Below are 11,513 nucleotides of genomic sequence, written 5' to 3'. Positions count from 1 at the left end.
TTCCCGGTGGATGTGCTAGGGTAAAAGAAAATACACCAAGAAAGTGATGAAGCATATAATGAATATATTAACCGTAGAAAATGTAAAGAAATCCTATGGCCTGCGCGTCCTCTTCGACGACGTGACCTTTGCCATCGACGGCGGCCAGAAACTGGGCCTCATCGGCTTCAACGGCGCCGGCAAGACGACACTCCTGAAAATCATTGCCGGCCTGACCGACACCGACAGCGGCACGATCTGGCGCAATCCCAAGGCGCGCATCCATTACCTGCCGCAGGAACCGCAGCTCGTGTCGGGCCATACGGTCCTGGAAAGCGTCCTCGACGGCGACCTGCCGGTCATGAAGCTCCTCCAGTGCTACGAAGAAGCGGTCCAGCGCGATGACGATGCAGCCGTCGTCGCCCTCAGTGCCGAAATGGACGAACAGCAGGCGTGGGAACTGGAAGCCCATGCCAAGATCATTCTCAGTAAGTTGGGCATTTCCAATTTTTCCCAGTCCGTCGACGAATTGTCCGGCGGCCAGCGCAAGCGCCTGGGACTGGCCCGGGCCCTGATCATGCCCTGCGACCTGCTCATCATGGACGAACCGACGAACCACCTCGACGACAAGACCATCATGTGGCTCGAAGAATACCTGCGCGACAGCAAGGCCGCTATCCTGCTCAGCACGCATGACCGCTATTTCCTGGACTGCGTTGCCGATTCCATGATCGAACTCGACCGGGGTCACGTCTATACCTATACCGGCAATTACGGCCAGTACCTGGAACAGCGCCAGGCCCGGCTCGAACGGGAAGAAGCGAGCGAAGCCAAGCGGCGCAACCTCATCCGCCGTGAAAAGGCCTGGATCCAGCGCGGCGCCCAGGCCCGGTCGACGAAGCAGAAAGCCCGTAAGGAACGGTATGAACAGCTCTGCGCCATCGAAGCGGGCAAACCCATCGGCGAAGTGGAAATGTTCGACACGTCCGTCCGCCTGGGCAAGACCATCATCGACATCGACGACATGGCCTTCGGCTACGACCCGGCCCATCCTTTGTTCCAGCACGTGACCTATCACGTCGTCAAGCACGACCGCATCGGCATCATCGGCGAGAACGGCGTCGGCAAGTCGACACTGCTCAAAGTCCTGGCCGGCCAGCTGGCGCCGACGGAAGGGACAGTCACTATCGGCCAGACCGTGCGCTTCGGATTCTTTACCCAGCAGCTGCCCCAGTTCGACGAAGGCATGCGGGTCATCGACTACGTCCAGGAACACGGCCATTTCGTGACCAACCAGTTCGGCCAGCGCATTTCGGCGACGCGCCTGCTGGACCAGTTCCTGTTCACTGAAGAAATGCAGTATACCTACATTGCCAAGCTGAGCGGCGGCGAACGGCGGCGCCTGTACCTGCTGCGCCTGCTCATGGACCAGCCCAACGTCCTCCTCCTGGATGAACCGACGAACGACCTGGACATCCCGACCCTGACCGTCCTCGAACGCTACCTCGATACCTTCCAGGGCGTCGTCCTCGTCGTATCCCATGACCGCTACTTCCTGGACCGGGTGGTTGATAAACTTTTCACATTAGAAAAGGGGACATGGGACCGCTTTTACGGTGACTATAGTGAATACTTGGAAGAAAAATACAGTCATCACCAAGAAAAGAAAAGCGAAAAGCCCGTTTCACCTTCTATTACTAAAACGAATATTACGCCTACCAAAGCAAAAGCCGGCCTGACGTCGCGGCAGGAAGAAGAATTGCGGCGCATCACGGAAGAACTGCCGCGCTACGAAGCCATGCTCAAAGGCCTCAATGCGGCTATTGCCGCCGCCGGGAGCAATTACGAAGAAGTCGAATCCCTGCTGGCCGAGCAGAAGGAAACGCAGGATAAAGTCGATACGCTGACCGAAAGATGGTGTGAGTTAGAAGACTTAAAATCATAGATTACGGCGATTTTTTTTAAATATTACAAAAAAGCATAGAAATTATGGAAAAATAGGCAGATGAATTACACAAAAGTAATGGAAATCCATGCCACTTTGTATTATCCTATAGGTAATGAAGTTTGTGATAAAATGTTACATAGTTACTGATTTTCAAACTTACTGAATTTCTGACCGAAAAGGAGTATCTGCATATGCCTGAATTTCATTCCCGTTTTGAAAAAATTGACCGTCGTGTTCCCATTGATGAACACAACTGTGCCGTTCAATTTGATGTGACGAAGTGTAAGAACTGCACCTTATGTCGCCGGGCTTGTGCCGACACACAGACTGTGTTGGACTACTATTCCCTGTCCAGTACAGGCGACATGCCCATCTGCGTTCACTGCGGCCAGTGTTCGTCTGCCTGCCCCTTTGGTGCCATCGTCGAAGTCAACGATGTCGACAAGGTCAAGGCAGCCTTGAAAGACCCTGAAAAGATCGTCATCTTCCAGACGGCTCCGGCTGTCCGCGTCGGCCTGGGCGAAGCCTTCGGCATGGACCCCGGTACCTTTGTCGAAGGGAAGATGGTCGCTGCCCTGCGTACGCTCGGTGCGGACTATGTCTTCGATACCGATTTCGGCGCCGACCTGACCATCATGGAAGAAGCGACGGAACTCCTGCACCGCCTGCAGTCCGAAGAAATTCCTATCCCGCAGTTCACCAGCTGCTGCCCGGCCTGGGTCGAATTTGCCGAAACCTTCTACCCCGACCTGCTCCGGCATCTGTCGTCGACCAAGAGTCCTATCAGCATCCTCAGCCCGGTCATCAAGACCTATTTCGCCCAGCAGAAGAACATCGACCCCAAGAAGATCGTCAATGTCTGCGTCACGCCGTGCACGGCCAAGAAAGCGGAAATCCGCCGTCCTGAACTGAGCGCAGCCGGCCTCTTCTGGGATGAACCGGAAATCCGCGATACGGATATCTGCATTACGACGCGTGAACTGGCTCAGTGGATCCAGGACGAAAACATCGATTTCGCCAACCTCGAAGACGGCCAGTTCGACAAGGCCTTTGGCGAAGCTTCCGGCGGCGGCCGTATCTTCGGCAACTCCGGCGGCGTCATGGAAGCGGCTATCCGCACGGCTTACCACATGTTCACGGGTCGTCCGACACCGAAGGACTTCATTCCCTTTGAACCGGTCCGCGGCCTGCAGGGCGTCAAGAAGGCAACGGTCATCTTCGGCCACTTCGTCCTTCACGTCGCTGCCATCAGCGGCCTGGGCAACGCCCGCGCCTTCATCGACGACCTCATCAAGAACGACTCCTTTGAAGACTACTCCTTCATCGAAGTCATGGCCTGCCCCGGTGGCTGCATCGGCGGCGGCGGCCAGCCGAAAGTCAAACTGCCGCAGGTCAAGAAAGTCCAGGAAGCCCGGACGGCATCGATTTATAAGAGCGACGAAGAAACGGACGTCAAAGCCAGCTGGCAGAACCCGGAAATCGAAGAACTTTACGAAGCCTTCCTCGACGAACCGCTGTCGGAAATGGCCGAATTCACCTTGCACACCTACTTCTCCGACAAGAGCGACCAGCTGGGCCGCATGAAGAACCTCACGCCCCAGACCAACCCCATGTCGCCGAAGTATAAACCCCCGACAACAGAAGAATAGCCTCCCTTGTTAGGGGAGGTGGCCCAAAGGGCCGGAGAGGTTGAATTTCTTAGTAAAAGCCTGCGTAGGGGTCGCCACGTGGGCGACCCGTTAGGGATTTGGATGTTTTTTTAGCAAACTAGTTAGGAAATCTACATATTTCATAGCGGGCGCCCCACGTGGCGCTCCTACAGAAAAAGGACCTGTCGTATAAAAGACAGGTCCTTTTTTGCTCCTAAACAAGATATTGACAATTAATATCATGAAATGTATAATGACTATGTACTCATTGGAACAAGCCATGTGATAAATGGGACAATGTGGGCAAAACCTTTATGTAATGCGAGAGGAAACTAGGCACACTCGACCGCAGCGGATAGGGGGATGCCTTCATCGTGTCATGCTTCCAGGCTTTTACACAGAGAAAGAAGGTCATATTGATGAAAAAGAAAATCGTTACATCCTTAGCCGCTATGATGGCTGTCGGCGCAGCCTGCGCTTTTGCAGCCAACCCCTTCGTCGACGTACCGAGCGACAGCTGGGCTTATAAATCCGTCGTCGAACTCGCTGACGCCGGCATCATCCAGGGCGTAGACGGCTCTTATTTCCAGGGCGAACGCAACATCACCCGTTACGAAGCCGCTGAAATGGTCGCCAAAGCCATGGCTCACATGGACAAAGCGTCCGTTGAACAGCGCGCCCTCATCAACAAATTGGCTGATGAATATGCTGACGAACTGAACAACCTCGGCGTCCGCGTCAGTGCCCTGGAAAACCGCGTGGGCAACGTAAAACTCAGCGGTGATGCCCGTATCCGTTTCCAGCATCAGGACACCAGCAGCGAGGCCAGCACGGGCTATAAGAAAGACGCTTCCTGGGATTACCGCGTCCGCGTCCGCGCCAATGCCAAGGTCAATGACCGCACGACCGTAACCTACGGCATCAGCACGGATGACATCAACTTCGCCGATAACGGCGCTGCCAGCGATAACGGCAACATCTTCACAGACGATGCCAAAGTCGACTACAACTTCGGCGGCGACCATTGGAACCTCAGCGTCGGCCGTACCGATACGTACATCCTGGGCGGTGAAAACGCTTACGGCTTCCAGTATGGCGACGTCTTCGACCGGGCTGAATTGAAATACACCAACGACCACTTCGCAGCTACGGCTGGTTATGGTAAATTCAAAGCCGGTGATACTGTTGAAGATGCTGCAGTTGAAGGCAATGGACTTCTTGGTGTTAAAACCGGTTATGGCGAATTGGAAGGCTTCTTCGGCGGCGGCCGGGCAGCTGGTTCGGCTGTCGGCGTCTCCTATAATGATTTCAATGGTATTAACGGTTTTAAAGCTGATGATCTCTGGGGGGCTTATGCCAGCCTCAACTTCGGCAAATGGAACGCCCTGGCTAACTATGAAAAAATCAATAATGACGTTACCAATGATCCGGAAGTATGGATCGGCAAATTGACCTACGGTTCGGCTGCCAGCGATGCCCGCGGCTCCTGGGATGCCTGGGTCGAATACATCAACTCCGACAAGGGCGCGCTCCTCGGCGGTGCGACCAACTCCTGGCGTGATGACAGCGTCCTGGATAACGTCAAATCCTGGGGCGTCGGCATCGACTACACCCTGGCCAAGAACGTCATCCTCACGGCAGCCCAGACCTTTGGCACTCAGACCAAACACGGCAATGCCGCTGACCCTGACGAATTCACCGACGTAGAAATCAACTTCTTGTTCTAAAAAAGGCTCGCCTCATAGGAGAGCTGGCCGCCGAAGGCGGTCTGAGAGGTTGTCTTATAAGGACTGTTTCATAAGGGTATCTGCCATCATGAAACAGTCCTTTTTCGCTAACTGCTGACTGCTAACCCCTAGCCGCGAGCCACGAGATAAAAATGATTGCTAATTTTTTATATTATGTTTTGTAGGGGCTCGCGCGTGGCGAGCCCGCCGGGTACATGTGAAATACTTGTGAACCGGATTTGCGTGAACGGGCGCCCCACGTGGTCGCCCCTACAGAAAATAATTGCCAATTCCGCCCGAATCGTTGTATAATGAATAAGTTGAAACAGTTTAGGATCGTAAAGGAGAAGATACTGTGTTGAAAAAATTGTGGATCCTTCCGCTTATGCTGCTCGTCTTCCTGATACCGATGGTATCGGCCCAGGCAGCGGCTAAGCCGGAAATTACCAATGTGCGGACGGCAACGCGAACAGATGCCAACACGCCTTTTGTTCGGACCGTCCTCGATGTCAGCGGTAAGGCCAATCCCAAGCTATACATCGATAACTCCGGCGAGTATGTTTTCGTCACTTTGCCTAACACAGGGATTGGCAAGAATGTGGCTAAGAGCTATAAGCCCAACAGCAACGTCATTTCCCGTGTCACCTTATCGTCTCGCTCGTCGAGTACGGACGTGACCATCAAGGTCCCGCGGGCCGTCACCAAGAATGACGTCAAAGTCTTTACCCTTCCCGGGGCAACAGGCAGTAAAGTATCGAGCCGTGTCGTCATCGACATCAACGATAAATCGGGCAAGCTCAAGCAGTGGAGCCATTGGGGTGATACCAATATCGGTATCAAAGGGGCGACCAAGCCATCTCAGAGCTGGAAACCGTCGTCTACCAAGCAGCCGGCAACCAATGTCCCGGCCTATAGCAGCAGCAAGACCTACAGCCTGACCAAGGGCCTCCAGGGCAAGACCATTGCCATCGACCCCGGCCATGGCGGTTCGGACTCCGGCGCTGTCGGAACGTATTCCAAGGAAAAGGACATTACCCTGGCCATTTCCAAGAAAGTCGCATCCCTGCTCAGTGCAGCTGGTGCCAATGTCATCATGACCCGCACGACTGACGTCGATGTCTACGCACCGTATGATGGCGCTGTCGAAGAACTGCAGGCCCGCTGCAACATCGCCAATGCAGCCAAAGCCGACGTCTTCGTCTGCATCCACATCGATTCCTTCGATTCCCCGTCAGCAGGCGGCGTCACAGCCTATTACAACAGTAAGACCCCGTATGACTACGGTCTGGCCAACTACATCCACCTTCAGAACATGAAGGCGACGAACTTTGCCGACCGCGGCGTCAAGACGGCCAACTTCTACGTCCTCTTGCACACCAACATGCCGGCAACCTTGCTGGAATTGGGCTTCATCTCCAACCCGAACGAAGAAAAAGCCCTCAACTCCGATGCCCAGCAGCAGAACTTTGCCGAAAGCATCGTCAAAGGCCTGGCCGACTACTTCAACCATAACGGGAATTAAGAGAAAAGTTTGTAGTTCAGAGTTTGTAGTAAAAACGGGGCTGTCGCACGAAGGCTTCTACCATCATGCGCGGCCCCGTTTACTTTATAGTTTGTAGCACAGAGTTTGTAGTTTGCAGAGAAAACCTTTAAATTTAAACACATCCGCTAACAACTAACAACTTTAAAGGGCTTGTCGTCGTGCGACAAGCCCTTTTTTTTGAATCATGGAATGAACGCAGTTCGCCGGCCGCAGGTGGCAGGTCGCCGCAATCCTGCGTACCGCAAAAAACACACGACTATTGGCCGTGTGCGTAGGGGCCGCCTGGGTAAGGCGGCCCGCCGTGAGATTTAACCACAACCCATTCGGGTATAATGGCGGATTTTACGAGCTACGAATCACGGGTCACGGCTTTTTCACGGACTCAGATGCGGCTATGCCGCGACAGACTCAGGATTGTATTACGACCGGGTGTCATCTGTCATAAATTCCGGCTATGCGCAGGATTCACGGCGGCCTTTTTGGCCCGTCAGGTGCCGACCAACGGAAGGCGCAGGACGGTTGCCAAAACGGACAGCCGTGGCTGGACGCCTTTCAGGGCGTCCCCCTACGATATCGCATACAGGCGATGAATGAGAACTCTGGTTACTGACAAAAAAATACACGGCCCATGGCCTTGTGCGTAGGGGCTCGCATGTGGCGAGCCCGCTAGGGAGATTTCATCACAGCCCATGCTGGTATAATGGTGAGGGTTTACGGACTACGAGCCGAGGGTTACTCGAGGCGATGTCGTTCTTCTGAATCTGTTGCCGCGTAGCGGCATTTGAATCCGAGGCGGCCTGCGACCTGCGAACTGCGACCTGCGGGGCCGCCAGGCCCCACGAACCACTAGCCACTAGCCACTAGCCACTAAAAACTTGACATCACTCCTTGTTTATGGTATATTAGAGAAGTCGTAGCATAAGTGGCTATGGATAAGCCGCGTGGAGAGGCTCACAAGTTCCCGCAAGGGACGCCGTATTCAGCGAGTATATTGATGAGGAGGTGTCACTCATGTACGCTATTATCAAAACAGGTGGAAAACAGTATCGTGTCCAGGAAGGCGACAACATTTTCGTCGAAAAACTGAATGCCGATGTTGATTCCAACGTAGTATTCGACCAGGTATTGGCAGTCGTTAACGACGGTGATGTTAAAGTAGGTACTCCCGTTGTTGAAGGCGCTAAAGTAACTGCAAAAGTATTGGCTCAGGGCAAAGAAAAGAAAGTCCTCGTTTTCAAATACAAAGCAAAATCCAACTACCGTCGTCGTCAGGGCCATCGTCAGCCGTTCACGAAAGTTACAATCGAAAAGATTGAAGGCTAATGATTACCATTACGATGCATCGCGATAAGAGAGACCGCTACACGGGTTTTACCATAAAAGGCCATGCCGATTATGACGAAGCCGGCAGCGATATTGTCTGTGCCGCCGTATCGGCATTGTCGCAGACAGCCTTGTTGGGTCTCATACAGTATGCTTCGCAAGACGTACCGTATGAAGTAAACGATGGCTTCTTATCCGTCCAGGTCCCCAAGCCCTGTGAAGCCTCACAGATCATCTTAGGGACTATGGTAGCAGGTTTGGAACAAATTGTACGGCAGTATGGAGAATACGTCGTACTCGACTCATAGACGTCAGGAGGTGGACGGAATGTTCAATTTCAACTTACAGCTTTTCGCTCATAAAAAAGGGACAGGCTCCACGCGTAACGGCCGTGATAGCGAATCGAAACGCCTTGGTGTAAAATGCCATGACGGCGTCATCGTTAAAGCCGGCAACATCATCGTTCGCCAGCGTGGTACGCACTTCCATCCGGGCACGAACGTAGGCATCGGCAAAGATGATACCTTGTTCGCAACGGCTGCAGGTAAAGTTGCTTTCGAACGCGCTGGTAAATACAACCGCAAAGTTAGCGTATACCCTGTAGAAGCATAATTAGCTTATAGTACAAAACTTGTAGGGCTCGCTCGTGGGCGACCCGTTAGGGATTTGGATGACTCTTTTCCCGGAGCGGGCGCCCACGTGGCGCCCCTACAGAAAAAAGGCTGTCTTGATGAGACAGCCTTTTTTTATGCCAAAAAACACTTGTCGTCTTCTCAAAATCCTGTATAATAGAGGATGTATGTACTTTGATTAAACTTAAGCGGAGGTGTTACGCCATGCGCGTTAGTGTCAATGGAGAAAACCGTGAGCTCCATGTCTATGACCGGTCTACGGGCGTCGATTATGCCAAACAGATCCTCTGTTCCCAGGAACAGCTGGTCACGGACATGTACGGCGAGTTCGTCCTGACCGAAGAAGAATACAACCACTGGACCGAACTGCTGGCCATCCAGCAGGAATCGGAAGACCTGCTCTTTGAACTGAAAGACGTCCTGGTCAAGCAGGAACTGGATGATTACATGTATGAAGAAACGAAATACATGACGACGACCATCGAAACGATCCATATGGAAAATATCTGTATCAAAGAGCTGAAAGAAGCCCTGGAAAAAGGCGATGAAAAATGGCTGACTGAGAACCATTTCATCAAGACCCTGAAAAACGTAACAAAATAAAGGAAGTCTTATGTTGAAGAAAATATGCTCGTGGATCATCGGCGTCATTCTCACCGTCCTGGTCCTCCTTATCGGTATCTTTGCTTTTTGGTATTTCGGGTCGACGAACTATCACCTGACAGGCGTCCCGGTCCTGAACTACCATCAGGTCAATAATAAATTCAACACCGTGCTGACCATGAAGCCGGCTAACTTTGACGAACAGATGAAATATCTGCACGACAACGATTACCATTCCATTACGCTGGAACAGTTCGATGCCTACATGCGCGGCGAAGGCGACCTGCCCGACCGGCCAGTCCTCATCACCTTTGATGACGGCTACGTCGACAACTATGAAAACGCCTATCCCATCCTGAAGAAATACCACATGCGCGGCACCATATTCCTGATCATCAACCTCATGAATACGCCGGGCTACCTGACCTGGGACCAGGTCAAGGAAATGTCCGCCGACGGCATGGAATTCGGGTCCCACACCATCAGCCATAAGCCCCTGACCAGCTTTGACCGGGCTGGCGTGCGTCACGAACTGCAGGATTCCAAAGACATCATCGAAAAGATGACAGGGAAACCGTGCCACTTCATCGCCTTCCCGGAAGGCAAATATAACGATATGGTCATGGAAGAAACGCGGGGAGCCGGCTACCGCTACGCTTTCACCGTAGAAACAGGCCGCGACTTCCCCTGGGACGACCCGTATGACCTGGACCGCGTCCCCATGTTTGAAGGCCCTATCAGCTTCAAACACTTCCGGTTCCGTCTGACCTTCAGCGCCTTCAGCGCGCTCCTGTGGAAGACCCATAAATACTTTGAACACATAGAGATGACCGAAGATTTGGCCCAACATATCCCGCAGCCGTAAAAAAGTCGCAGTTATTCAAAAAAAGAGCATTTTATGAAACCCTTGATAAGGGATTTCATGGAATGCTCTTTTTTTACAAAAATTTTTGTGTCATATTTTGTTTCTACAATGTTAATACTATATATTAACTAATTACAAAATAAAGAATAAAAATATAATTACAAACAAGAGCAATGACTACTGCAAATAGCAGATAAATCGCGTAATAAAGCCTTTTAAAAAGAAAAATAAATGCTATAATGATGTCACAAAATACACATATTATTTACATAAAAATGCAAAATAATGAAAGAAGGTGCATCGAAAAAATCTTACATGATATATACGGTGAAATCATTATCAGCAAAGGATGTGCGAACACATGAATAAGATATTTAAAGTTATTTATAGCAAAACCAGACACTGCTACGTCGTCGTTTCAGAACTGGCTAAAAGTCACTGCAAAACGGCAGGTAGTCATACGGCAAGAAATAAAACAGCATTGACGGCAGCTGTGCTGCTGGCACTGGGGACGTTCTCAGTTGCATCGGTATTTATGCCGATGACCGCAGAAGCGGCCGATAAAACCAAGACTGATGGTTCTAACTTTGTTGGTGTAGAACGCACGGATGGACTGTTGGACGATAGCAAATATGCTAACTATGGTGGCAAAGGAGCAGGTGGGGCTGATTCCATTACTTTGGGCTTGAATGCACAAGCTGGAGCCGGAACAATCACAATCGGCGACCAAATTCCTATCGTCCCATTGATGATGCGAAGGCTGCAGCCATTTTGGGTAGTGTTAATGACCCCGTTAAACTTGGCGAAACCATGAAAGATGCTGTCAAGGAAAGTGGCGGTCAGGTCATGGTCATGGGCGGCGGCAACACCGTTGACAAAGCCTACATGACCCAGGTCACCGGTGTCGGCAACACGGTAAGCGGTAAAGATAGCACCTACGCAGAAGGAACATCGACGCAGTACAACTTCGTCAACGGCTTCCAGAATGAACTGTCCAACGGTAAACACGACTATATCATCGGTTCGAACAACAAGGTCAGCGGCGAAAGCGTAGATAAGAATCAGTCTAACATCATCTTCGGTGATAACCATAAGCTGACGGGTCAGAATAACAACGTCATCTGGCAAGGTCACGTATGATCTGAAGCTGGCCAAGGACATCACAATCGGCGAGCCGGGCAAGGACGGTAAAGTCGGCATCTCCGGCAAGGACGGCAAAGATGCGGTCTCCATTTCCGGTAAAG

11 protein-coding genes are annotated in these 11,513 nt (G+C 51.9%); all 11 read left to right on the top strand.

From position 1 onward, the window contains the following. The first annotated feature begins 58 nt into the window (after positions 1-58). A complete protein-coding gene (locus tag ACFWUB_RS01840; protein WP_020724130.1) occupies positions 59-1,924 on the top strand; it encodes an ABC-F family ATP-binding cassette domain-containing protein in 1,866 nt (621 codons plus the stop codon). 194 nt (positions 1,925-2,118) lie between these two features. Then, positions 2,119-3,576 (top strand): [FeFe] hydrogenase, group A, encoded by a 1,458-nt coding sequence (locus ACFWUB_RS01835; protein ID WP_416184101.1) that lies wholly within the window; start codon positions 2,119-2,121, stop codon positions 3,574-3,576. A gap of 419 nt (positions 3,577-3,995) precedes the next feature. Further along, positions 3,996-5,303, top strand: coding sequence for an S-layer homology domain-containing protein (locus ACFWUB_RS01830; protein ID WP_416184100.1), 1,308 nt, complete (start codon positions 3,996-3,998; stop codon positions 5,301-5,303). Between the two features lie 355 nt (positions 5,304-5,658). Further along, positions 5,659-6,825, top strand: coding sequence for an N-acetylmuramoyl-L-alanine amidase family protein (locus ACFWUB_RS01825; RefSeq protein ID WP_239639679.1), 1,167 nt, complete (start codon positions 5,659-5,661; stop codon positions 6,823-6,825). 1,032 nt (positions 6,826-7,857) lie between these two features. Next, the gene (gene rplU, locus ACFWUB_RS01820; protein ID WP_020311205.1) at positions 7,858-8,169 is read left to right on the top strand and encodes a 50S ribosomal protein L21; all 312 of its coding nucleotides are present in this window, start codon (positions 7,858-7,860) and stop codon (positions 8,167-8,169) included. Then, positions 8,169-8,477 (top strand): ribosomal-processing cysteine protease Prp, encoded by a 309-nt coding sequence (locus ACFWUB_RS01815; protein WP_020311206.1) that lies wholly within the window; start codon positions 8,169-8,171, stop codon positions 8,475-8,477. Before rplU ends, ACFWUB_RS01815 begins: the two co-directional genes overlap by 1 nt. A 19-nt stretch (positions 8,478-8,496) precedes the next feature. Next, a complete protein-coding gene (gene rpmA / locus ACFWUB_RS01810) occupies positions 8,497-8,781 on the top strand; it encodes a 50S ribosomal protein L27 (RefSeq protein ID WP_020311207.1) in 285 nt (94 codons plus the stop codon). A 224-nt stretch (positions 8,782-9,005) separates the two neighbouring features. Beyond that, complete coding sequence (locus ACFWUB_RS01805; protein WP_020311208.1) at positions 9,006-9,404, top strand: hypothetical protein; 399 nt, start codon at positions 9,006-9,008, stop codon at positions 9,402-9,404. Between the two features lie 10 nt (positions 9,405-9,414). Next, complete coding sequence (locus ACFWUB_RS01800; protein WP_302755765.1) at positions 9,415-10,269, top strand: polysaccharide deacetylase family protein; 855 nt, start codon at positions 9,415-9,417, stop codon at positions 10,267-10,269. A gap of 361 nt (positions 10,270-10,630) precedes the next feature. Continuing rightward, a complete protein-coding gene (locus tag ACFWUB_RS01795; protein ID WP_292299008.1) occupies positions 10,631-11,083 on the top strand; it encodes an ESPR domain-containing protein in 453 nt (150 codons plus the stop codon). After that, positions 11,080-11,409, top strand: coding sequence for a hypothetical protein (locus tag ACFWUB_RS01790; protein ID WP_416184099.1), 330 nt, complete (start codon positions 11,080-11,082; stop codon positions 11,407-11,409). Before ACFWUB_RS01795 ends, ACFWUB_RS01790 begins: the two co-directional genes overlap by 4 nt. Positions 11,410-11,513 lie beyond the last annotated feature (104 nt).

The organism is Megasphaera sp. (assembly GCF_047831605.1).
Classification (GTDB): Bacteria; Bacillota; Negativicutes; order Veillonellales; family Megasphaeraceae; genus Megasphaera; species Megasphaera intestinihominis.
This window is presented reverse-complemented; position numbering and strand designations above follow the sequence as displayed.

Coding starts and splice junctions, on each gene's coding strand:
- ACFWUB_RS01840 (WP_020724130.1), top strand. CDS start 59: ATGAATATATTAACCGTAGAAAATGTAAAGAAATCCTATGGCCTGCGC.
- ACFWUB_RS01835 (WP_416184101.1), top strand. CDS start 2,119: ATGCCTGAATTTCATTCCCGTTTTGAAAAAATTGACCGTCGTGTTCCC.
- ACFWUB_RS01830 (WP_416184100.1), top strand. CDS start 3,996: ATGAAAAAGAAAATCGTTACATCCTTAGCCGCTATGATGGCTGTCGGC.
- rplU (WP_020311205.1), top strand. CDS start 7,858: ATGTACGCTATTATCAAAACAGGTGGAAAACAGTATCGTGTCCAGGAA.
- ACFWUB_RS01815 (WP_020311206.1), top strand. CDS start 8,169: ATGATTACCATTACGATGCATCGCGATAAGAGAGACCGCTACACGGGT.
- rpmA (WP_020311207.1), top strand. CDS start 8,497: ATGTTCAATTTCAACTTACAGCTTTTCGCTCATAAAAAAGGGACAGGC.
- ACFWUB_RS01805 (WP_020311208.1), top strand. CDS start 9,006: ATGCGCGTTAGTGTCAATGGAGAAAACCGTGAGCTCCATGTCTATGAC.
- ACFWUB_RS01800 (WP_302755765.1), top strand. CDS start 9,415: ATGTTGAAGAAAATATGCTCGTGGATCATCGGCGTCATTCTCACCGTC.
- ACFWUB_RS01795 (WP_292299008.1), top strand. CDS start 10,631: ATGAATAAGATATTTAAAGTTATTTATAGCAAAACCAGACACTGCTAC.
- ACFWUB_RS01790 (WP_416184099.1), top strand. CDS start 11,080: ATGAAAGATGCTGTCAAGGAAAGTGGCGGTCAGGTCATGGTCATGGGC.